Genomic DNA, 24273 nt, shown 5'->3' on the forward strand with positions numbered 1-24273 from the left:
CTACTTGTCTTTCTTATCTATGTCCACCATAAAAAGCTGTTTTTATTCCTTTTACTCCTGTCTTCACTTTAAACAATCCTCCAGAGAGCGGATACTTTTCTACTTGTTCTTCATCCATGCCCGACCTTGCTGTTGTAATATACAACTCATCTAAACCATCCCCTCCAAATGTGCAGGAAGTTGCATTTAATACTGGGAGGTTTATTTCTTTTAACTTCATCCCTAAATTAGGATCCCATCTTGAAACTTTGGAACCTCCCCAATGGGCAATCCACAGCATGCCCTCTGCATCAATCGTCATCCCATCAGGAAATCCTACTTCTTCTGTAAAATTAATTACTTCAACTGCTGTTCCTATTTCTCCTGTATCTAAATGATATCTATAACGAACTACTTTCTTCATAGGTGTGTCAATATGATACATATAATTATTATCAGGAGACCAGGCTAAACCATTGGAGATGCTTACTCTGTCCAATTTTTTCGTTAGGGTTCCATCCCCATCTAAACAATACAATGCACCTTCACCATCTTTATCATTTAAATTCATGGAACCGGCCCAAAACCGCCCATTCGCATCGCACTTGCCATCATTAAAACGATTTTCAGGCAAATGCCATTCTGGATCAACTATATTCTCCACATCCCCTGTTTCCAAATCTAAATAGCAGAAGCCTTTATCTGTTGCCAGTATCGCTTCCCCTGGTTTAACGCACGGTACGATTGCCGTAATCTGTTGTTCAAATTCAACTTGTCTATTCTCTCCATTTACAGGATCGAAGAAAAATACTTTTTTCCCTTCTATATCTACCCAGTGGAGGGTACCTGTTCTGTGATCCCAACAAGGCCCTTCACCTATAATTGCCTTTGCGTCCACAACTAATTCTACTTTACCAGCCATATAACTTCCTCTTTTCTCTCTATATTTTGTATTTACTATATAAATAGCCTTTAAGGAAAAAAGAAAAACCTTTCGCCTTGGAGGAGAAAGGAAAACAAATGTTATACTGTTTTGGCTGACTGAATCTCATTCCCTCTAATACTAGCAGCATCCAATGCTTCTTTTACAAAAGTAGCTATTTCTTCTTCCTCTTCTTTGTCTGGAGCCATTTCAATTCTAAGTAGATTTGTCGCAATAGTTGCCCCCTTGCTTGTTAAAACTGGCTTTAATCGATCCAATGCTCCGCAGAAATCATCATAGCTTGTATCACCTGAACCAAATAAAGCAAAAGTATTATCCCACTGTGTTTCTCCCATCTCCTCCACAAAATCTAAACATTCATCTGGGAAATCACCATCCCCCCATGTGTACATGCCTAAAAAAATAAGATCATATTCCTTTAATTCCTCAACATGATTTATATCTGGGATTTCTTTTAATACCGGTGTAAAACCACTCTTTACTAAACACTCTGCTATACAATCAGCAATAGCCTCTGTATTGCCAGACATTGTTGCATAAAAAACTCCTATTTTCACAAAAACTTCTCCTTCCTAACTAATGAATTTTTTGTTCTGTCTTTGTTTTTAATGCTATCCATTTACTTTCCTCCGCCCCTGCAAGCATTAATTCGTCATAAGCATAAGCTGCTCGGTAACAATGACCGCGAATTGTTTCCATTGGAATTAATTCTTCTTTCCTAACATCGCAATAATATATAGTTGAGTAGCCATTAACTCCTTTGCTGGAGCATACATATAAATTCCCTTTCGAAAAAAAGATATCTAAAAAGGCATTCTCTTTCATTGGTGAATGCAGGTTTTTCCATTGTATCAATTGATTATTTCTGTTCATATAAACTTCTATACAACCGTTGTTAGAGGAGCATGCCCCTTTTGCAATACACATTATTTCTTTATCCACATAAATAGCAGAAATCATCATTGATTGTTCTTCTTTTATTCTTGTTAATGTCTTCGTTAACAAGCAATATTTCCACAATCCTCCACATTCTTTATGTATTTGTGTTCCTATATAAATAGCATTCTCAAAAATAGATAAGGAACGAATAATAGGTTTGGACTGTAGCTTTTTAAATGGCTTAATAACTATCCAGTTTTTGCCGAAATTTTCAGAAAATAAAAGTTGAGATCCTGAGTGGGTAACAATTAGCCCATGATTATTGCCTGCTATATCCCATAACCTTTGAACAGTCGGAAAAGTCGCTTCAGTCCATATTTGTTTTTTAAGATTATATCGAATGATTTTCCCATTGTCTCCAACACCAAAAAGGTAGTCTCCAATTATACGAAAGTGAAAAATAGAAAAGGAAAGAGGGTATTCAAATTTCCATACTCCATTTATAAAGGAATAAATACCTTCCTCCCTAATGGATAGAAAAAAACAATGCGGCGACGTACAAACAACTGCAGTAGCACCTTTATTGAACATTAGATATTTCCTTCATCTTTGCCCATTCATATAAGGAGCTAGCAAATTGTTCACATGCTGCCACTTCTTCCTCTGTATCTGGACTGAGTTCTACCTTTAACAATTGCTCAAAAACATCTAGTCCTCTCTCCTTTAACTTTTCAGCAAGCAGTTCAACTGCCTTGCAATACTCCGGATAATCCGTATCACCAGAACCAAAACAAGCAGCAGGAATACCTGGAAAAGTTACTGCATCCAATTCATCATAAAAATCTTCTACCTCATAAGGTAAATCTCCATCTCCCCATGTATAACTACCTAATAAAATTAAGTCATATTGACCTAAGGACGCAGCCTCGATTGTATCTATTTCCATTGAGTCTACAGTGCATTCTTTTCCTTCTAATGTAGTTTTGATGATTACCATTATTTCTTCTGTATTTCCTGACATACTAGCAAAACCAATTAACACTTTCATAAAAACACCTCATTAATTGAGAATTAATTTCATTTATATTTAGAACTATAAGTGATAACGATTATCATTGTCAATTATTTTTTTATAATTATCTCTTTTTTATTTTATGATTAGAGTCAATTTCATAATTTCAACTTTTAAAAAATCAAAAAGCGGAATTACCGGGAGCGCCAAAGCCTTTTTTCAGGGTAACTTATTATATTATTATTTAGATCCTTTATATGCAATACAAAAAAGGAATAGCATCGCGCCATTCCCTTTGAGTGTAAAGAATCTCCACTTGTATCTCTATGTATTTAATTGATAAAAAAAATTCTTTAAATCAGCTACTTCTACTGCCTTTTTTGTTTCACTTGTAAACATTCGAACATAATCTAATAAATCCTGCCCTTGCTGTTTGTTTATCAGGATTCCTTCCTTTTGCAGAAAATAAGCAATGGATGTAAAACCAGAATGCTTACCTAAAATAAAATCATGTGTTCTCCCCACTTCTACCGGATCAAAAGTTTGGTAGGTAGCACTATGTTTAAGCAGCCCATCCACATGTATTCCTGATTCATGAGTAAAAACCTTTGCTCCTATAATAGGCTTATCATCAGAAATCCCCCTGCCAGATGCTCCGCTCACCATATCTGCCATTTGATGAAAATGAGTAGTATTTACTTTCAATTTCCCATTATAAAGATGCCGCCACCCCATTGCTACCTCTTCAAAAGATGCATTACCTGCCCGCTCCCCAATTCCTGATATAGTAGTGCTCGCCCATTTTGCCCCAGCAAAAAGAGCAGAAAGGGTATTGGCAGTTGCTAAACCAAAATCATTATGACAATGTATCTCCAGTTCAATATCCGCTGGGCATTCTTTAATTATTTTTTGTATATTGATCTGAGTTGTTATTGGGTTCAATACCGATACTGTATCGGCATAACGGAAACGTGTTACCCCTTCCTTATATAAGGCATGTATTAACTCAATTAAAAAAGAAAGGCTTGCCCGTGAAGCATCTTCAAAACCGACCGAAACATACAAATCAAATGATTGTGCATAAGCAACTGCATGTTGAATGAGCATCATGATATCTTGCCTGTTTAATCGTAATTTGTGGTACATCTGAATATCAGAGGTCGGAATAGAGATATGAGTCCAATTTACTCCTGCTTGTATAGAGGCATCAATATCTTGTTTCACTGCTCGATTCCATGTAATTAATTGCATCGGCAAGTTCATATCAACAATAGAATGAATAACAGCTTGTTCTTCTTTTCCCATTGCAGGTATTCCAACCTCCGCCTGTTCAACTCCTGCCTCAGCTAATAAAGTTGCTATCTTTCTCTTCTCGTCGGCAGTAAAAACAACACCAGCAGCCTGTTCTCCATCTCTTAATGTTGTATCACAAAATTGAATATACTCCACTTATTCTCCCCCCTTTCTGTTGTATGCAAATTTAAAAGCACACTGTCGAGCAACTAGAGCAATCGGAAATTGCGTTCATAATAAAAAGTCCAGCTTTACCATCCTGTTCCGTATAAAATATAGTCATTTCCTCTAATAGTTTACTAGAATCACTATCTACAAATATCTTCAGTCCCTCTTGTTGAATTATTTGATCAGTAGGTAAACCATTATTTTCCCAGTAGATTTGTAAATCTACTTTGTCCATTGAAGACCTCGCAGTTATTCGCAGTCCCATATTACATTTATCCTGCTGTTCCATAAGCTCCAGTACCTTCTTTGCTGCATCTTCGGTAATTTGCATTATTGACCATCCCCTCTGTTCTTTATTTGATCAAATGCATAAAACGTTCCGTTATTTTGATAAAATGTTGGGAAAAATTTCTGCCTTAATGGTGTTGGTTTTACAAATTCACGATATGCTCTAATAAGCAAGGCTCTTTGCACATTCCAAACTTCTTTATCCGTAGAATCAGCCTCTAGGTATCCCTTTTCTTGCAAATAGGTTCGAAACGTTTTAAGAATATACATACGAGATACATTTAGAATTTCTGGATGGTATGGTACATGAAAAAATTCAAAAAAGTCTTCTGCATCATATAGTTCCTTTAATGGATTTTTCATGCCTTCACTTCCTCCCTTTTTTCTGAACAATGTTTACATGAAGGGTTTCGTTTTAATGAAAAAACACTGGAATGAAACTGCAATGAATCGAATCGAAATAATTTATTGTAATAGGCTTCCCCTATTCCAGTTACAACTTTTGTTACCTCTATCGCAGCTAAACAACCTGCGATTCCTGATGTTGCTCCTAATACTGGAAAACCTAGCGGCTCCCAACTTTTATCTCTTTCTGGAAAAATACAAGCTAAACAAGCTGTTTCATTCGGCTTAATGGTAGTCAGAGAAATTTCAAACCCGGACATTGCTGCTTCTACCATTGGTTTACCTATATCTATACAAAGCTTGTTTAAGGCATATCTCTCAGGGAAATCATAACGAGCGTCCACTACAATATCTGCTGCTTCTACTAATGAATAAGAAGATTGATAAGTAATTTTTTGCGAATACGCTTCAATTTCGACTTCTGGATTAATTCGTTTTAAGTTCTCAATTGCACATGGAATACGTTCTGATCCTATTTTTGTACTATCCATTAATATTTGCCGATTTAAGTCAGGGGGTACAATATTTCCCTCATGGGCAATTATTAACTTCCCAATTCCTGCAGCCGCCAAATAAATAGCTGTCGTTCCTCCTAATCCGCCGATTCCAGCTATGAATACAGTAGCTTTCTTTAACTTTTGCTGCCCTTCTTTTCCTAAAAGCTTTAATTGTCTGCTATATCGAGAATATACATCTTTATTCTCATTTTGATGAAGTATCGAGTTCATTTTCACTCATCCCCATTCTTTTAAAAAGTATGTTCAGCTCTAGTATTCATTGCCTTTGATAACCACAATGGAGGATTTGTTTGCAGCATCAAAAGTAGTCGATCTAATTGTTCATATATAGGTGTTCCTTCCTTCACTTTCACAGGCATGATTTTACTTCTTGTAACACGTGCAGCTGCAGTAGGACCAATTTGATTTATAAATAACAGCGTACAATCAATCACTAGGTTCAATCGTTCTTCTATTCGATTGCTTTCATTATTATCTTCTTTATCGCTTATCACCCTTGTTGCCAGCTTTTGATATTTCTCCGTTGTAATTTCATAAACATCAAATGCTTCACAATGGCCGAAATGTGTATCAACATGCACTCCATCTTCTGTAGCAAATGCCACTTTAATCATTTTTTTCCACATCCTTTTCTATTCTATTAAATTTGCTAGCTTAATAACCGTTTCTGCTGTACCTCGATATCCAACATTCGTTGTTAATGCACTGCCTATTTGATGGAAAATAGGAAATCCCATCTGCATAAAAGGAATATTCATTCGACTGGCTCCCTGTTCTCCATGAGAATTGCTAATCCATAAATCGGCGTCTTTTGCCATCGTTTCTAAATCATCTAAATCTCCTATGGTTATCTCTTCCTCTATTTTAGAAAGCAACCGTGTAGAAAATGTGGTAACCAATCCGGAGAATGCTACTCCCAATTCCTTACATATACTTATCATGGAATAAAGATGATCCGGCTCCAATGCTACGACTATTTTTTTTCCTAAAAAATTAAAATGAGCATCTAATAAACAATCGACTAAATTATCTCTTTCCCAACGATAAAATGGAGAAACAGACTGCCCACTAAATGTTTGTAAAAAGGAAAAAAACTCATCATTAGCCTCTAATCCAGATAAACTAGGAAACACTCGATAAGGGATACCAGCTGACTCTTCTAATATTTGTGCTGCTTGCTCCATGCTTGCTCCTACTGCTATTGTAAATTCTGAAGATAGCAGCTGCTGTAATTGTTCTAAAGAGACTCCTCCTTGAGAAAGTGGAGAATATCCTTTTGAAAGAGTACCTGCAAGAGATGTTGATAAGTCTGGAGCAGTTATAACATCTAACCCAAAAGAAACAAGGATTCTCTTTATTTCCATTACATCCCCCGGCGTCAAATGGGAACCTGGAATAAAATTTATTTGATTTTTTGTTTTTTTTACGGATTGCCCATCCGATGTATACAATAATAATTGCTTTAACATTGCTTCTACTGTTAATCGGTAGCCTGACTCTAAAGATCCTTCAAAATCTGGTAACGCAACGGGAAATATAAAGCAGTTTGATTTATTTAAACTTTTTAAATAGCTTTTTATATTTCCCTTTATATCATCACCAGCGATTTCTGTTAATCCTGTACTTAAAACTGATACAATAGATGGTTGGTGTTTTTCTAACACAACGTCTAGTGCCTCTATCATGCTTTGTTCTGCACCAAAAATAATATTCATTTCTTGTAAAGCTGTAGTTTGAATTGCAATCGGCTCCCGATAATGCTGAGTCATTAGAGCTTTTATAAAAGCGGTACATCCTTGTGAGCCGTGAACAATTGGAATAGCTCGGAAGAATCCTTGTAAAGCCAATACTCCACCTAAGGTTTGACTGACTTTTAATGGATTAATGGCTAATTTCTTTTCCTTTTTATAAATAACCATTCCTCTAAAGCTCCTTCCATGGCGCCTGAATCTTAATTTTCTCCCAGATAGGATTTTCAATCGTATAAACAAGCTGTTCTGCCAGTCTCTTTAATCCAGCATATCCTGCATAAGCATGATGCCTCTCTTGATTAATATCAATAAATGGAATTTGTTCCTTTAAAGCAACATACATATTTCGTCCGCCAGCAATGATTATATCCGCTTTTTCTTTTCGAAATGTTTGTAAAATTCTTTTTGCTCCACCAGACTCTATTAATTCCACATTATTTCCAACACGTTGTTTAATTCTTGCAATATCTTCATTTGTACTTTTATTTGTACCAACGCCCACTACATCCAATCCAAGCTCCTGTAGTGCAGTAATGATAGACCAGCTCTTTACACCACCCGTATAAAGAATGGCACGCTTCCCTTTCAACTTATTCCGATAAAAAACAAGCTCTTCATTAAGTTTTTCTTCTTCCTTCTTTGTAAAGTGGTGAACACGATATATTAGTTCTCTATCGTTTAATAAGTAAGCGATAGTTTTTAATGATAACGTTGTTTCTTTCGCTCCATAGAAAGATCCTTCAAAATAAGGAATTTCATATTTTTCTTCCATTTTCCTAGCCATATTTATCAATGCACGGCTGCATACAACCATATTTACCTTTGCTCTGTGTGCCCAACGAATTTCATTATATCTCCCATCACCAGTAATTCTTGATAATAGTTTTATACCTACTTGATCAAATAATGCTTTTATATCCCACATTTCGCCAGCTATATTGTATTCACCTATTAAATTAATGTCCCATTTCGTTTCTATAGGGGGCATTCCTGTTCCAATTACATAATCCAATAGAGCCTCGCCAGCTAATCTATTCCCAAGATTTTTACTTCCAATAAAACCCGGGCTATTAACTGGAATAACAGAAGTACCTAATTTTTCTGTTTCACTCCGACAAATAGCATCTAAGTCGACTCCAATTAACGCTGTAATACAAGTGGAGTAAACAAAAACAGCTGGTGGGTTAAATCTCTTAACAATCTCTTGAATGGACTCTCTTAAGTTCTTTTCTCCTCCAAAGATTATATGCTGTTCATTTAAATCAGTTGTTAAGCCGTATTGATATAAATGAGATCCAGAGCTTAGGCTTCCTCTCGCCTCCCAGCTATTTCCTCCACAAGCAATTGGACCATGAACGAGATGCGCTGCATCAGTAATTGGTAAAAGAGTAATTTGCGCTCCATCAAAAGAACAACCTCCAGCTGCTTCACCTGGTTTAGGTTTTGCACAGCCTTTTCGATCTATATTTGACGCATTGTGATCACATGCAGGTTCTTGCAATGCTTCTACCACATAACTTTTCACATCTCCACCCACCTTTATAAACTAATAGTCAGTGAAGAGCTTGCAGCTTCCCCACTGACTACATATTTTCATCCATTTCTATGCTACTTCATTTCGCTTATCTAACAGCGTCAAAGCTATGATCAGGAGCTTCATCATCTAATTGCTGTAATAGCGTATTTACTATTAAAGTTAGTAAATTTAATGTACCTTGGTATCCAATAATCGGATAACGATGCATATGATGACGATCAAAAATCGGAAATCCTACGCGAACCAAAGGAATATTAGCATCTTTTGCACAATATTTCATATGTGTACTGCCGATTGCAAAATCAACTGGTTCTGTCAATAATAAAGAACGCATATGCCATAAATCTTTTCCGAGATGAATTTTCCCTTCTATTCCATAAGGGCTTGTTTTTAGAAGAGCTTCTGCTTCTTCAGCAAATTTTTTGTCTCCGTTTGTGCAAACAATATGCACTGGTTCAATTCCAATTTCTAGACAAAAGGAGATTAAACCTAATAATAAATCTGGGTCCCCAGCTAACGCCACTCTCTTTCCATGTAAATATGGATGTGAATCTGTTAATGCATCTACCACCCTGCCTCGTTCATCTTTTAACGCTTGCGGAATGGATTTCCCAGTTACTTCCTTAATATTTTTCAGTAATTGATCTGTATTTTTTATACCAATAGGAGTAGACATTTCCATCGTATCTTGCTTCCACTTTTTACTAATATATTTAACTGTTTTTTTCGTGGAATACTTTTGCAAAAGTAGAGTAGCATTAGCATTAGGCGCTTGTGCTACATCTTCTAATTTTGTTCCTCCATAATAGTAATTGTATTCTCCATTTGCCGGGGAATCTAAATTGCCACTATGATCACCTAAAATAGTATAATCAACATTCATGATAGAAAGAATTCTTTTTAGCTCTGCAAAGTTTCCTGTATAGGTATCAAAACCAGCAATAATGTTCAACTTATCATTTGGTTCTTTATAAGATAAATCCCCATTTTTTTCTGAAAGATACGATAGTATGGAACGCATCATTGCATCATATCCAGTTAGATGTGATCCAACAAAACTCGGAGTATTTGCATAAGGAACAGGAAAATCCTGACCAATTGCTCCGTCTATACGAGCATTTTCAATAAAGGCGCCTAAGTCATCTCCAATAACTTCTGCCATACAAGTAGTACTTACTGCCACCATTTTTGGTTTATATAATGCAGTACTGTTTTCTAATCCTTCTATTAAATTTCTCATCCCACCAAATACTGCTCCATCTTCCGTCATAGACGATGATACTGCAGGTACTGGTTCTTTAAAGTGACGAGCAAAATGACTGCGAAAATATGCTACACAACCTTGTGAACCATGTACAAATGGAAGTGTTCCTTCAAACCCCAATCCGGCAAGGACCGCCCCTAAGGGTTGGCATGCTTTAGCAGGATTTATTGTAGCTGCCTCCCGATTAAAGTTCTTTTCTTTGTATTCTTCCGTTTTTAAAAAATCAATCGTTTCATCTACCTCTTGGGCTGAACAAGCAAGCTCAAAAACTTTTTTTCCTTCTGCTTGCTTTACATATTTTTCTGATTGAAATAATGTATTATGATCTTTTATTTCCACTTTTTTCGTCATCTTTTCCCCCCCTTTTCCATTTAAAATGGTGCTTCCATTAAGTCCCAAACTGGACTGTTAATCGCTGTATCCATATCTTGAGCAAATACCTTAAAACCATCAAAGCCATGATACGGACCACTATAATCCCATGAATGCATTTGTCTAAATGGAACACCCAATTTGTGATAGACATATTTTTCTTTAACTCCTGCACCCATTAAATCAATATCTAATTTATTAGATAAAAACTCTACATCAAATGCACCTGGATCGTCATAAAGAATCGTTCCTGCTTTTAGCTCAGTAATTGTTTTTTCATAATCATCCTTATGGGCAAATTCATATCCAGTAGCAACAATTTCCATTCCAAGATCTTCATATGCACCAATTGTATGTCTAGCACGTAATCCTCCAATAATGAGCATTACCTTTTTTCCTTCTAATCGAGGACGATACTTTTGGACAATCTCATCCACTTCTGCTTGATATGCAGCGATTACTCTTTCCGCATTCATCTGAATGGTTTCATCAAAGTGAGCGGCAATAGCACGTAAACTTTCAATTGTTTTCGTTGGACCAAAGAAATTATATTCCATCCAAGGAATGCCATATTCCGCTTCCATTGTTTTCGCCATATAGTTCATAGACCGATAACAATGGATTAAATTTAATTTTGATTTATGTGTAATACCTAATTCGTTAATAGATCCATCCCCGGACCATTGAGCAATAACTCTTAAACCGATTTCTTCTAATAAAATACGTGATGCCCATGCGTCTCCACCAATATTATAATCGCCAATAATTGCGACATCGTATGGTCCACATTCTTCAAGCTCACGAGTTCCCATTACATGGTCACGTATGGTATCATTAGCAATATGGTGACCTAAAGACTGGCTGACTCCCCGGAATCCTTCGCAACGAACCGGTATAACAGGAATGCCAAGCTCTTTGGTCATTTTTTTCCCAACAGCTTCTATATCATCTCCAATAAGTCCCACTGGACACTCTGATTGGATAGATATCCCTTTTGCTAACGGGAACATTTCTTTAACTTCTTTACATAAAGTTTCTAACTTTTTATCTCCACCGAAGACAATATCGCGCTCTTGGAAATCACTTGTCACCTGCATAGCAGTGAAATTATTGACACCCAACGTTCCATTTGCATAGTTTCTTCTTGTTCCCCAGCTATATTGTCCACAACCGACTGGACCATGGCTTATGTGAATCATATCTTTAATTGGACCCCAAACAACCCCTTTAGATCCTGCATAAGCACAACCGCGAATTGTCATAACCCCTGGACGTGATTTTATATTAGATTTAACAGAACACTTTCCACTTTCTATATTTTCTTCTTCTACTACTTCGAAATGTTTCTTTTTAAATTTCTTCGTTCTTTCTGGATATACCTCAAGCAATTCCTCAATAATTTGCTGTTTATCTGTAATTTCTTTTGTACTCAATTCATATCACCTCCATTTTGGATAATATAATTTATTTAGCAGTCGCTTCTGTTTCTTCTAGTTTTTTAATTTGAGCATTATCATCTTCAATAACTCCAAATTCCATTAATAATTCTTCTAGTTCTTCCATTTCAATTGGAGTCGGCACAGTTAACATTTTGTTTTCAAGAATTTTTTGAGCCAACATTTCGTACTCTTTAGCTTGTGGATCTTCTGGTTTATATTGAGCAACCGTTTGTTTACGTAGCTCAGCATGCTGTACTACATTATTTCTTGGTACATAATGAATCATTTGTGTATTTAATCGACGTGCTAGTTCGGAAATAAGCTCTGCTTCTCGGTCTGTATTACGACTGTTACAAATTAAGCCACCTAAACGAACTCCGCCGCTATTTGCATATTTTAAAATTCCGCGGGCAATATTGTTTGCAGCATACATCGCCATCATTTCACCTGAACACACAATGTAGATTTCTTCTGCCTTTTTTTCACGAATTGGCATCGCAAATCCTCCACAAACAACATCCCCTAATACATCATAAGAAACAAAATCCAATCCTTCATATGCACCCTCTTCTTCAAGAAAGTTAATAGAAGTAATAATCCCACGACCAGCACAGCCTACTCCCGGTTCTGGTCCACCTGATTCAACACATAAAATGTCTCCATACCCAGTGTCTAATACATCATCTAACTCTAAATCTTCAACTGTTCCCATTTTAGCAGCTAGTTCTAATACGGTACTTTGTGCTTTTGTATTTAGAATTAAACGTGTTGAATCTGCTTTCGGATCACAACCTACAATCATGATTTTTTGACCGAATTTTGTAGCTAATTGAGCTAATGTATTTTGAGAAGTAGTTGATTTTCCAATTCCACCTTTACCATAAAAAGCTATTTGACGCATTGTTTTTCCCCCTCGAGTTTTTTGAATTTTTAGATATTTTTAACTGAAAATTGGTTCAGTAACATTCATATATCTGTAAAACTTACTGCTTTCATACAGAAGTTCTTCAATATTTCCAGACTTTACAAATGGAACAATTCCTCTATCTAATAAATATTTTTTCGGTGTTTCACCGATGCCAGAACTTAATAACATATGACAATCTTTTAAAATTTCAGCCGTTTCTGCCAAAATAGGACCTTTTCCTGTCCCGCAATTAACTTTTCCCACACAATACGATTGAACTTTTCTTACACCTACAAAATTAATAGACTCATTTTGAACATCAAAAATTAAAAATTCCTTTGCATGACCAAAATGCAAATTTACTCTTGCGTTTCCACGAGTAGTGACTGCAATCTTTATTACAGGTGAATTAGTTGCTGCGTCATTTCTTATTTTGGCTGCTTTTTCTTGTTTTTTCTTCTTGTTTTGCTTCACTTTCATTTCAAGATCATCTTGAAATTGCTTTCTAGCTTCTCCATCATAACGAATAGGAAGGTCCATTATGTTTTCTTTAGAAAACTCTGCACTTCTATCTTCCCCTAATAAACCGATAGCATCAGCCCGGCATTGTCTACAATGCTTCATCATTTTTAAACTTCCTGAGCACTTTTCCTGAACTTGCTGTACTTCTTTAGCAGTTGGGTTTCTCATTCCATTTTTTTCAAAAACAGTGTCTGGAGTAACAATTAAAGGCATAATGTTATGAACAAAAGCCCCTCTTTCCTTGATAGCCTTTGATATTTCTTCAATGTGTTGATCATTTACACCTGGAATCAAAACAGTATTTACCTTGCATAAGATTCCTCGTTCTGTTAAAGCTTCCAATCCTTTTAGCTGATTATTGATTAGAATTTCCGCTGCTTCTAAGCCTTTGTACCTTTTTCCCTCATAGAATATCCATGAATAAACATGCTGCCCAATTAATGGATTTACTGCATTGATTGTAATCGTAACATGATCAATATTTAATGCATGAATCGTATCCACAAATTCCAATAAACGTAATCCATTTGTACTTAAACATAATTTAAGGTCAGGAGCTTGTTCTGATACTCCACGAAACGTCTCGAAAGTTTTTTCTGGATTTGCTAAAGGATCTCCAGGGCCGGCAATACCAATTACCGATGTTTGCTGTATCTCTCCAGCAACAATTAAGACTTTTTTTACCGCTTCTTCTGGTTTTAATACTTCGCTTACTACCCCTGGTCTGCTTTCGTTTGCACAATCAAATTTACGACTACAATAATTACATTGAATATTGCAGGCAGGTGCAACAGGCACATGCATACGTGCAAAATAGTGATGAGCATCCTCACTATAGCAAGGGTGACGGGCAATTCGATCTTCTAGTTCTTGATTAATCGTCTTCACACTCTCTCCCTCCCTGAAAATAAGGTTTTTTTCTACACACGAATGCATTTTTTACAATTCAACTATTTTTTTATCCCAATCACGCTCCCACATTTCTTATTTGCTAGGAGGTTTCCAATACGACAAGATTGTTAATGTCATTATTTGGAATTCATAGTTGTTACCCTGATAATATTTTTTGTAATTTTTTAAATCAACACAATTGTCAGATAAATTAACATACTTTTTTTATGAAACCGCTTTTTAATAGCTTTTTTATTCATTAAATTGTAACAATTAAGACTTTTATAGGTAAAAATATCTATTTTTATATTCTGCTAAAAAAATAAATATGAATTAATCACGGTTAAATATAAAATCAGTATTTTTCAACTGGACTTTTTGAAAAATGGAGAAAACATAGAGGAGAAAACCATCGGGGATATTTCTCAATTTATTTGCCACCAGCCTGTTTATTGTTCTGCCAATGGCAAAAGATTGAATAAAACATTTTAAAACTACTGTTAGTCTATGCTTATTACTTAACTTACAAATAATTGCTCACTATCAACAATTTTTCCTTTTTTTATATGAAATATATGATCTCCTAATTTTTTTGCCTCTTCGTAATCATGCGTAACCATGACGATAGGAATTTTCCAACTATCATGAAGCCTTAAAAGTTCCATATGACAGTCATCTTTTGTTTCTTGATCCAAACTCGAAAATGGTTCATCAAGCAAAAGGATTTTTGGTTCTGTTGCTAAAGCTCTTGCCAATGCCACGCGCTGCTTTTCACCGCCTGAAATTTGTTTTGGATATTTTTTAAGCAAATGTCCAATTCCGATTACTTGAATAAGATGATCCATAAGCTCTTGACTTTTCATGCCATACTGAATATTTTTTTCAACCGTCAAATGTGGAAATAGTGCAAAATCCTGAAATAAATATCCAATATTTCTTTTTTGTATCTTTAATGGCTTCGCATTTGTCTGAAAAAAAATGTGTTCATTTAGTTTTATATGTCCTTCATCTGGATGATCCAAGCCTGCAATGCAATTTAGAACCGTTGTTTTTCCTGCTCCAGACTGACCAAACAAAATAATAATGTCATTTTTTGCTTCTAATTCAACTGCTAAAGTAAAATGCGGGAGTTGTTTTTTTATTTGCACAGATAGCATCAAGCATGTCACTCCTTCCCTCACTATTCACTTTTATACTTTAACATATTGCGCTTGCTCCACCAGTTTAACCAAATAATCGCTGCAAATCCAAGTATGATTAAAATGACTACCCAATAATTTGCCATATCTGAATTCCCTGATTGAACGGCAAAATAGATAGTGAGTGGAATAGTGTCTGTTTTTCCAGGAATAAATCCAGCAATCATTAAAGTTGCTCCAAACTCTCCTAAAGATCTTGCAAAAGTTAATACAAGTCCTGCTAATAACCCTGGCCATGCAAGTGGAAAAGAGAGTGTCCAAAAAACTCTCCATCTCGACGCCCCCATTGTTAAGGCTGCATTTTCTAAATTTTTATCATAGTTTTGAAAAGCAGCCGAAGCGCTTTGATACATTAAGGGAAACGCAACTACTATTGATGCAATAACGGCCCCAATCCATGTAAATACAATCTGAAAATCAAACCATTGCAGAAGCAGTTTGCCAACCATTCCATTTTTACCAAAAATATAAAGAATCGTGAATCCAACAACGGTTGGCGGAAGTACCATTGGCAATAATATAACTGCTTCGATGATGCTTTTCCCAAAAAAATCTTTTTGTGCAATGACCTTTGCTAAAATAATTCCTACTACAAAAACAATACAAGTAGCAATACTCGCAATTTTCAATGACAAAAATAGTGGTGTATAATCCATATATGTTATTAACTCCCTTTAAGTAAACTATTTATTATTAGAATTTTCAGATTACTAAAGGCGCCTTTTCATGTGTTCCTATAAGCAATTTTCTATTTTTCAAATCCATATTTACTTAAAATTTCTTGCGCCTCATCTGTTAATAAAAAGCTAACAAACTCTGCAGCTTCATCTGGATTTTTTGAATCAGCAAGGACTGCTGCCGGATAAATAATTGGTGTATGCCATGCAGGGTCTGCTTCTGCAAGTATTTTCACTTTATCTGATAAAACAGCATCACTTGAATAAACAAAACCAATATCTGTATTACCTGACTCTACATAAGTTAATGTTTGTACAACATCACTGCCATACACAAAGTGACTCTCTAACTCTTTCCATTTGTTGATTTTTTCAAGTGATTCTTTTGTGTAAGCTCCAGCTGGTACACTTTTTGGATCACCGATTGCAACTTGTCCTATTGTGGATGCACTTAAATCCGTAAATGATTTAATATCTATATCGCTATCTTTTCCAGCTATTAAAACAAGCTGATTACCTGAAAAGTCTTTTCTTGTATCCTCTTGAATTAATTTGCTATCAGCTAGTGTATTCATCCATTTTTGATCTGCTGATAAAAAAACATCTGCTGGTGCTCCTTGTTGAATTTGTTGTGCCAAATTTCCTGAACTGCCAAAGTTATTGGTAAATTTCACTGATGGATGTAATTTTTGAAAAGCTTTCTGTAAGTCTCCCATTGCATCTGTTAAACTAGCAGCAGCAGAAATATTTAATTCTACAGCTTCTTTTGTTGCATCTTTGTTTGCATCTTTCGTTGTTTGTTTTTCATTTGCACCACAAGCTGCTAAAAGCAAAAGGGCGAAGCTAAATAAAAATACTAATATACGTTTTCTTTTCATCTCTTTTTCCTCCTAAATATTATTAATTATAATTAAATATAACTAAACATAACAATAAAAAATATAAAAGTTTTAATAAAATACAATTAGTTATGTTTAGTTATAATTAGTTAAGGTGATTATAAGTGTGATTTCAAAGTAAGTAAATGCTAAAATGAAAAAAAATTCAAAAAATTCTGGGGGATTAATCTATGAACCACAATGAATCCTTTACCACTGAAGAGATTGCAGATATTTTAAAAGTTTCTAAACTAACCGTTTATGACCTGATAAAAAAGGGGGAAATAAAAGCATTTCGAGTTGGCAGGCAAATGAGAATAGACGCTGTCGACTTAGAAAATTTTAAAAATAATGCAAAAGAAATACTAGTTCATCCAAAAGAGAAGCTAAAAACACATACAGATACTGATAATACTTCTAAAACCCATCAACCCGTTTCTAACCATCGGTCTATTATCATTAGTGGACAAGACAGTTCTTTAGATATCCTCGCCAAACATTTTGAACTGAAAGGAAACACATATAGACCACTCCGCTCTTATATAGGCAGTTTAAATGGTTTATTAGCTATGTATAAAGGAGAAGCTGATATTGTGAGTACACACTTATTCGACGGAGATACAAACACTTACAATATTCCGTATATAAGAAAGCTATTTGTTAGTCACTCCTTTATTGTTATGCGTTACATTACAAGACAAGCTGGCTTATATATCGAAAATGGAAATCCTAAAAATATTAACGGTTGGTCTGATTTACAGCGTCATGATATAAAAATGATAAATAGAGAAATCGGTTCTGGAGCACGTATTTTACTTGATGAGCAATTAAGGCTTCATCGGATAAAAAAAGAAAACGTAAATGGCTATAATCATGAATGCACAAGCCACTATAGTGTAGCTGCAGGTATAAGCCAAGGAAAAGCTGATATTGGGGTAGGAATTGAAAGAACTTCCCAATCTGCTGGAATTGATTTTATTCCCATGATAAAAGAACGTTATGATTTAGTCATTCTTAACTCTGATAAAAATAAAGAGCTTATTCAGCTGATAAAAGAATTATTAACATCTAATGAGCTTAAAAACGAACTAAAAGCTATAGGATATGACGTTGAAGAAACAGGAAAGATTATTCACGAACAATAAAAATTAACAAGCTGACTCTGGTGATAATCATCTAAAATAAGAAGTCAGCTTTTTTATGTTCGATTTATCGTCACTTTCTAGCTGAATTCTTAAAAACACCCTCTAGAATATGGAAAGTTACGATATTTGTCACAGCTAAGTGGCTATTTATCTATTAGAATAAAAATTATGAACAGTTTTTTAAATTTTCTGTCATTTGCTGAAAATTTAAACTTTTCTTTATTGTTCAATAACGTGTTGAAAATTTTGCTATGAGGGGGGAGTTCAATTGTCTATATTACCGACTAAAAATGAACTCGGCTTTTTTGAAATTCGATTAGAATCAATAGGTGGATTAGGTGCAAACCTTGCAGGAAAGATGTTAGCTGAATCCGGTGTACTCGGTCTTGGTTTAAATGGGGCGAATTTTTCCTCATATGGATCTGAAAAAAAAGGATCTCCGGTAAAAAGTTTTATTCGTTTCTGTGATCCAGAAACAGAAATTCGGGCACACAGCCCAATCGAAGAACCTCATGTTATCGGTATTTTCCATGAGGCTTTATACAAATCCGTAAATGTTACAAGCGGCTTCAATCCTAATGGCGTCATCTTGGTGAACTCAACTAGAGACTTTGATGCCGTAAAAAAAGATCTCCATTTAGAGTATGGAAAACTTGCTATTGTTGATGCACTGCAAATTGCAGTAAAGGAAAAAACAAAGGTTAATACCGCAATGCTTGGAGCATTATTTCGGATTTGTGATTTCCTTGATCCTGAGGCAATGAGAAATGTAATTAGAAAAACCTTTGAAAAGAAGTACCCTCACCTTGTAGAATCAAACATTCGAACATTTGATAGAGGGTATAACGAAGTAAAATTTCAATCTTATGAAACTCCTCCAGATGCTCACTCATTATTATTTTCACGTCCACGCTCATCACTTGGATATGATACGCAGCCAATTGGCGGTGTTATAACCGCACAAGGAAACAGTCTGCTGAAAGATTTAAGTGGTTCTCGGCAAGGTTTTTTACCCAAATTCGATAAAGAAAGCTGTATAAGCTGTGCTTCCTGTGATGCGGTTTGTCCAGACCTTTGCTTTGTTTGGGATAAAAGAGTAAATAAAAAAGGACGAACAATAATGTCTCTTGCTGGAATCGATTACCAATATTGCAAAGGTTGTTTAAAATGTCTGGAAGCATGCCCAACTAGTGCACTCAGCTCGGTTCGTGAAACTGATGGCTTTGCAGAAACAAATCAAGTAAAGCAGAAATTTCCTTATATAACTTCTGGAGGTGTCTTATAATGTCCATTTTAGAGAATGATTTGCTCGTTAAAAATGCACCCGTACAAGTAACAACATTTGAATCTGGAAATGAAATGGCTGCAATGGCGGCTGCTCAAATCAACTATCATATTATGGGTTATTTTCCTATAACTCCTTCAACAGAGGTTGCTCAATATTTGGATCAAATGAAAACACGCGGAGAACATGATATTAAGCTGATCCCCGCTGATGGGGAGCATGGTTCTGCTGGAATATGCTATGGAGCCGCTGCTACAGGCGCTCGTGTTATTAACGCAACAAGTGCTAACGGCTTTATGTATATGTTAGAACAAATGCCTGTTCAATCAGGCACACGTTTTCCAATGGTATTAAACCTTGTGACACGTGCTATCAGCGGACCACTAGATATTCGCGGAGATCATTCCGATTTATACTATGCTTTAAATACTGGCTGGGTAATTATTACAGCAAGAACACCTCAAGCAGTTTATGACTTGAACATTATGGCATTAAAAATTGCAGAACATGCAAAAGTCCGTTTACCGGTTATTGTAGCGTACGATGGATTTTTCACTTCTCATCAGAAAAGAAAAGTAAATTATTTTGAAGATAAAAAAGTAGTACAAGACTTTGTTGGTCCTTGTCCAACCGATTATCCGGCGATCCGTGATGTGAAAAAACCGGTAACAATCGGCGCTCATATGAATGGAGACGACTTGCTGAATAACCATTTCCAACAATCAGAAGCAATTTATCAGGCAAAAGAGGTTTTTGCAGAGATTTCCAAAGAATTTGAAAAGATATCTGGTCGTTCTTATCCAATATTAGACCTGTATATGATGGAAGATGCGGACGTTGCTTTATTCCTTCTGAATTCAGCTGCTGAGACAGCTAAAGATGTGGTGGATCGCTTACGTAAAAAAGGCATTAAAGCAGGTGTAATCAGTCCCAATATTATCCGTCCTTTTCCATCTGAGGAAATTAGAAACGCATTAAGCAATGTAAAAGCTTTATTAGTAGGGGAACGTGCGGATTCATATGGTGGCAATGGACCAAATTTAACGCATGAAGTGAAATCTGCTATTCAAGAAGATAAAAACAATAAAACAATCGTACTAAGCAGAGTATTTGGTTTAGGCGGAAAAGACTTTTATGCAGATGATGCAGAGAAATTTTTTCAAATGACATTAGAAGCTTTAGATAATGGGTTTGCCGAGAAACCTTTTGATTATTACGGTCATTATATAGGAAAACCTAAAAATGATTTAACTCCTGTCATTGAACCACAATATGGGGACGTCTATAACACAGGGTTAATTCAAGTTACACCTGATGAAGAAAGTGATCAATTAAAAGTAAAAATACCACCATTACGCTCTCTTGCAGCAAAACCAAAAAGGCTTGCTCCAGGACATGGTGCATGCCCAGGATGCGGGATTTTAACTGGTTTAGAATTATTCTTTAAAGGTATTGAAGGAGATGTGGTTGTTTTATTTCAAACAGGCTGTGCCTATGTAGTAACTACTGCCTATCCACATACTTCACATAAACAAACAATGATTCATAATCTATTCCAAAATGGTCCAGCAACTCTTTCTGGAACAGTGGAGGCCTTTTTAGAACTGCAGCGTCGTGGAGAAATAGAAATACAAGAAAACACCACTTTTGTTATGATAACAGGGGATGGCGGTATGGATATTGGAATGGGGTCTGCTATTGGAACAGCATTAAGAAATCACAATTTAATTATGCTTGAATATGACAATGAAGGTTATATGAATACCGGCTCGCAAATGTCTTATTCTACTCCAATTGGCCATATGACAAGCACAAGTGGTGTTGGACGTGCTCAAAAAGGAAAAGCGTTCCATCACAAAGACACTGCTCAAATAATGGCTGCAACCAACATTCCATACGTGTTTACTGCATCAGAAGCTTTTCCACAAGATTTAATTAAAAAAGCAGCTAAAGCACAATGGTATGCACAAAATGTTGGAACCGTGTATGGAAAATTACTTGTAACTTGTCCTCTAAACTGGAAATCAGAGGATCGTTTCGGAACAAAAATAGTAGAAGCAGCTGTAAACTCTTGTTTCTTCCCTCTATATGAAGTGGAAAATGGAATGACTACCATTACTTATGATCCAGAGGCAAAAGAGAAAAGAGTACCTTTAACAGAATGGCTAAAATTTATGGGAAAAACAAAACATCTATTAAAAGAAGAAAATAGCGAAATGTTAAATGATTTTAATAAAGAAGTAGAAAAAAGATGGAATAAGTTAAAAATCAAACATGAAAATCCATTATTATAAAATGTATCTTCCTTCTTTTCACGTAAGGCAAGGGTAATCACTCCCTTGCCTTTTTTATGAGCTCTATAATAAAACGAAATCCCTCTTCTTGTAGATAGAAAACTATATGACCTTTGGTCCTGCTATCACTAAATTCTTTTCATACATATATAATAGAAGAAACTCGGATTTTTTATTGTTAGCTACTCTAACCTATTCATCCCCCTTTCTCTTTTATAAATAAATTCTTATTTTTTTATTCATGAAGTAACCTTCTCTTCGCATACCTATATAATGTGACGCATCCTCTTTAAATGAACACTTGTTGGATAATAATTTAGAATAAAATTCACTATTATGTGATTTCAGTTGAGATGTAATCAATTATTAGAAGAATTTGAGGTGGCAATTTGAGTAATAAAGAAGCTCTCGAAAAGGAAATAGACAAAAGAAAACAGGAATTAATCAAGGAACAACATATAGATGGTTCGTGGAGGTTTCGATTTCAAGGGAGTTTAATAACAGACGCCTTTTTTATTATTACTTGTAGAGCATTAGATTATTCGGAAGAGGAAGAAAACATAAGGCTGTTAGTCAATAGTTTAAAAGCTTCTCAAGATAATAATGGTTATTGGAAAGCTTATTTTGATGAGCCAAATGGGAATTTATCTGCTACTATTATTGCTTATACCGCCCTATTATATTCTGGTTATGTTGATAAAAGCGATGAAAAAATGGAAAAAGCGAAAGCCTTTATTCTTGCTAATGGCGGGTTAGCAAAAGCCCATTTTATGATTCGCTGGATGCTCTCCGTCAACGGCATCTATCCTTGGTCTAATATGATTTATATTCCGATGACATTTTTACTTCTCCCAACTTATCAACCTATTAACTTTTTTCAATTTAGCGCATATGCCCGCATCCATTTTATTCCCATGTTAATTGCATCTAATAAAAAATTTTCCGTTCACTATGAACCTATGGCTGATATGAATGATTTATTTGACAGGAATATCCCACTCTATCCTTCCTTTTCAGCATTAGATGATACTCGCTCGCCATTATCATTTATTTGGAAAGAGATAAAGAAAATGGGGGAGTATCCAGCGTATTTGCATAATCTCGGATATGCATATGCGGAAAAATATATACTGGATCGCCTGGAAAAAGACGGTACTCTCTACAGTTATGCTAGTGCAACATTTTTTATGATATATGGGTTGCTTGCACTTGGCTATAAAAAGAATTCAGTTGTTATCCGAAAAGCAATGTATGGGCTCTCTTCCCTTATTAATAAAAAAGGAGACTATGCACATTTAGAAAATTCTACTTCAACTGTATGGGATACCGGATTAATCTGTTATAGCTTACAAGAAGCTGGAATGTCAATCGATACAACAACTATAAATCGTTCTTTATCTTATCTGTTAACAAAACAGCATACTAAAAAAGGAGATTGGGTTATTCATAATCCGCATATAAAACCAGGAGGCTGGGGATTTTCCGATATTAATACCAATAATCCAGATAATGATGATACCGCCGTTGTTCTGCGTGCCTTAACAGAAAAAGCTACTAGAGATAACAGCATTTATCAATCCTATCAACGCGGTATGAATTTTTTATTGTCTATGCAGAATAGAGATGGCGGCTGGGGTGCTTTTGAAAAAAATACAAACAGGGAGATTCTCCGACATATTCCAATTGAAAATGCAAAAGATGCAGCAGTTGACCCGTCCACAGCAGATTTAACGGGGCGCATATTAGAATACTTAGGTAATTTTGCTGGATTAACTAAATCACACATCCCTATTAACAGGGGGATCGAGTGGTTATTAGAACAGCAGCAAAAAGATGGTTCTTGGTATGGACGATGGGGTGTCTGTTATATATATGGGACATGGGCAGCAGTAACTGGACTACGAGCAGTTGGTGTGAAGCAAACTGATTCTTGCATTATTCAGGCTATTCAATGGTTAAAAGCAACGCAAAGGCAAGATGGTGGTTGGGGAGAATCTTGTCAAAGCTGCGTGAAACTTCAATATATCCCGTTATCTTTTAGTACTGAATCTCAAACTGCTTGGGCAATTGATGCTTTGATTGCAGCTGGGGAGGCACAAAGTGAAAGTGTTTCAAAAGGGATTTCTTTTCTTTTACATGGAACGAGAAATTCTAAAAGTTTCCATTATCCGACTGGAATCGGTCTTCCAGGTCAATTCTATATCCACTACCACAGCTATAATAAAGTATTTCCTTTGTTGGCATTTGCACATTATTTAAAGAGCTTTTCTAATTAATCTATTAATTTAATGGGTATTCCAGTATTACCATACTAGTTAGTTTCCTTCTTTGATAAAGGTTACCCTGAAAAGTGGTTTTTGGCTCTCTTGAATAGTCAGCAGTCAGAATACACTTCGCTTTCCTTGGGCTACGCTTGAGCCTCCTTGGAGCTTTGCTCCTGTGGGATATCGACTATCCCGCAAATCCCACGGGAGTTTTCGTATATTCCATCTGCTCTGCTTTAAACTTAGTTCATAAAACAGAATAGAATGCTGCTTCTTTTCATGGTCATAGTACCAATTTGTTTGTATAGAGTGCTTAGTCTGATAAGCCCTGTTCATAAATGATGCTATCTTTTGAGAGCTTTT

The 24273-nt window shown here is 35.7% G+C and carries 22 protein-coding genes; 4 read left to right on the forward strand and 18 right to left on the reverse strand.

Annotated features, from left to right (window positions below; genetic code table 11):
• Nucleotides 1-13: 13 nt before the first annotated feature.
• From AC5LWL_RS22435 to modA, 18 genes are all read right to left on the reverse strand, one after another.
• Nucleotides 14-901, reverse strand: a complete 888-nt coding sequence (locus AC5LWL_RS22435) for an SMP-30/gluconolactonase/LRE family protein (protein ID WP_493436361.1) — start codon at nucleotides 899-901, stop codon at nucleotides 14-16.
• 101 nt (nucleotides 902-1002) lie between these two features.
• A complete protein-coding gene (locus AC5LWL_RS22440; protein ID WP_493436362.1) occupies nucleotides 1003-1479 on the reverse strand; it encodes a flavodoxin domain-containing protein in 477 nt (158 codons plus the stop codon).
• A 19-nt stretch (nucleotides 1480-1498) separates the two neighbouring features.
• Entirely contained in the window at nucleotides 1499-2392 is an 894-nt protein-coding gene (locus AC5LWL_RS22445) for a beta propeller repeat protein (RefSeq protein ID WP_493436363.1), read from the reverse strand.
• Entirely contained in the window at nucleotides 2382-2849 is a 468-nt protein-coding gene (locus AC5LWL_RS22450) for a flavodoxin (protein WP_493436364.1), read from the reverse strand. Before AC5LWL_RS22450 ends, AC5LWL_RS22445 begins: the two co-directional genes overlap by 11 nt.
• Nucleotides 2850-3137: 288 nt before the next feature.
• Entirely contained in the window at nucleotides 3138-4262 is a 1125-nt protein-coding gene (gene nifV, locus AC5LWL_RS22455) for a homocitrate synthase (protein WP_493436365.1), read from the reverse strand.
• Between the two features lie 31 nt (nucleotides 4263-4293).
• The gene (locus AC5LWL_RS22460; protein ID WP_493436366.1) at nucleotides 4294-4605 is read right to left on the reverse strand and encodes a HesB/IscA family protein; all 312 of its coding nucleotides are present in this window, start codon (nucleotides 4603-4605) and stop codon (nucleotides 4294-4296) included.
• On the reverse strand, nucleotides 4605-4925 hold the full coding sequence (locus AC5LWL_RS22465) for a nitrogenase-stabilizing/protective protein NifW (protein WP_493436367.1): 321 nt from the start codon (nucleotides 4923-4925) through the stop codon (nucleotides 4605-4607). The genes AC5LWL_RS22460 and AC5LWL_RS22465 overlap by 1 nt, the downstream gene beginning before the upstream one ends.
• Nucleotides 4922-5695: a HesA/MoeB/ThiF family protein gene (locus AC5LWL_RS22470; RefSeq protein WP_493436368.1), complete on the reverse strand. Its 774-nt coding sequence runs from the start codon at nucleotides 5693-5695 to the stop codon at nucleotides 4922-4924. Before AC5LWL_RS22470 ends, AC5LWL_RS22465 begins: the two co-directional genes overlap by 4 nt.
• A gap of 20 nt (nucleotides 5696-5715) precedes the next feature.
• The gene (locus AC5LWL_RS22475; RefSeq protein ID WP_493436369.1) at nucleotides 5716-6099 is read right to left on the reverse strand and encodes a NifB/NifX family molybdenum-iron cluster-binding protein; all 384 of its coding nucleotides are present in this window, start codon (nucleotides 6097-6099) and stop codon (nucleotides 5716-5718) included.
• 18 nt (nucleotides 6100-6117) lie between these two features.
• A complete protein-coding gene (gene nifN / locus AC5LWL_RS22480; protein ID WP_493436370.1) occupies nucleotides 6118-7404 on the reverse strand; it encodes a nitrogenase iron-molybdenum cofactor biosynthesis protein NifN in 1287 nt (428 codons plus the stop codon).
• A 4-nt stretch (nucleotides 7405-7408) separates the two neighbouring features.
• Complete coding sequence (nifE, locus tag AC5LWL_RS22485) at nucleotides 7409-8761, reverse strand: nitrogenase iron-molybdenum cofactor biosynthesis protein NifE (protein ID WP_493436371.1); 1353 nt, start codon at nucleotides 8759-8761, stop codon at nucleotides 7409-7411.
• Between the two features lie 97 nt (nucleotides 8762-8858).
• Nucleotides 8859-10388 (reverse strand): nitrogenase molybdenum-iron protein subunit beta, encoded by a 1530-nt coding sequence (gene nifK, locus AC5LWL_RS22490; RefSeq protein WP_493436372.1) that lies wholly within the window; start codon nucleotides 10386-10388, stop codon nucleotides 8859-8861.
• A 20-nt stretch (nucleotides 10389-10408) separates the two neighbouring features.
• Nucleotides 10409-11842 carry a nitrogenase molybdenum-iron protein alpha chain gene (gene nifD / locus AC5LWL_RS22495; RefSeq protein WP_493436373.1) on the reverse strand — a complete coding sequence of 478 codons (1434 nt, stop codon included), beginning with the start codon at nucleotides 11840-11842 and terminating at the stop codon, nucleotides 10409-10411.
• 31 nt (nucleotides 11843-11873) lie between these two features.
• Nucleotides 11874-12749 (reverse strand): nitrogenase iron protein, encoded by an 876-nt coding sequence (gene nifH / locus AC5LWL_RS22500; protein ID WP_493436374.1) that lies wholly within the window; start codon nucleotides 12747-12749, stop codon nucleotides 11874-11876.
• A 39-nt stretch (nucleotides 12750-12788) separates the two neighbouring features.
• Nucleotides 12789-14165, reverse strand: coding sequence for a nitrogenase cofactor biosynthesis protein NifB (gene nifB / locus AC5LWL_RS22505; RefSeq protein ID WP_493436375.1), 1377 nt, complete (start codon nucleotides 14163-14165; stop codon nucleotides 12789-12791).
• A 521-nt stretch (nucleotides 14166-14686) separates the two neighbouring features.
• Nucleotides 14687-15325: an ATP-binding cassette domain-containing protein gene (locus AC5LWL_RS22510; protein ID WP_493436690.1), complete on the reverse strand. Its 639-nt coding sequence runs from the start codon at nucleotides 15323-15325 to the stop codon at nucleotides 14687-14689.
• A gap of 23 nt (nucleotides 15326-15348) precedes the next feature.
• Nucleotides 15349-16023 carry a molybdate ABC transporter permease subunit gene (gene modB / locus AC5LWL_RS22515; protein ID WP_493436376.1) on the reverse strand — a complete coding sequence of 225 codons (675 nt, stop codon included), beginning with the start codon at nucleotides 16021-16023 and terminating at the stop codon, nucleotides 15349-15351.
• 92 nt (nucleotides 16024-16115) lie between these two features.
• A complete protein-coding gene (modA, locus tag AC5LWL_RS22520) occupies nucleotides 16116-16922 on the reverse strand; it encodes a molybdate ABC transporter substrate-binding protein (protein WP_493436377.1) in 807 nt (268 codons plus the stop codon).
• Nucleotides 16923-17113: 191 nt separating this feature from the next.
• Between modA and AC5LWL_RS22525 the strand changes: the two genes are divergently transcribed.
• From AC5LWL_RS22525 to shc, 4 genes are all read left to right on the forward strand, one after another.
• Nucleotides 17114-18067: a helix-turn-helix transcriptional regulator gene (locus AC5LWL_RS22525; protein ID WP_493436378.1), complete on the forward strand. Its 954-nt coding sequence runs from the start codon at nucleotides 17114-17116 to the stop codon at nucleotides 18065-18067.
• A 268-nt stretch (nucleotides 18068-18335) separates the two neighbouring features.
• On the forward strand, nucleotides 18336-19352 hold the full coding sequence (locus tag AC5LWL_RS22530) for a 2-oxoacid:acceptor oxidoreductase family protein (protein WP_493436379.1): 1017 nt from the start codon (nucleotides 18336-18338) through the stop codon (nucleotides 19350-19352).
• A complete protein-coding gene (locus AC5LWL_RS22535; RefSeq protein ID WP_493436380.1) occupies nucleotides 19352-21646 on the forward strand; it encodes a thiamine pyrophosphate-dependent enzyme in 2295 nt (764 codons plus the stop codon). The genes AC5LWL_RS22530 and AC5LWL_RS22535 overlap by 1 nt, the downstream gene beginning before the upstream one ends.
• A 389-nt stretch (nucleotides 21647-22035) precedes the next feature.
• Entirely contained in the window at nucleotides 22036-23922 is a 1887-nt protein-coding gene (shc, locus tag AC5LWL_RS22540; RefSeq protein ID WP_493436381.1) for a squalene--hopene cyclase, read from the forward strand.
• Nucleotides 23923-24273 lie beyond the last annotated feature (351 nt).

The sequence above is a fragment of the Niallia sp. WK069_GA_01 genome, assembly GCF_983173855.1.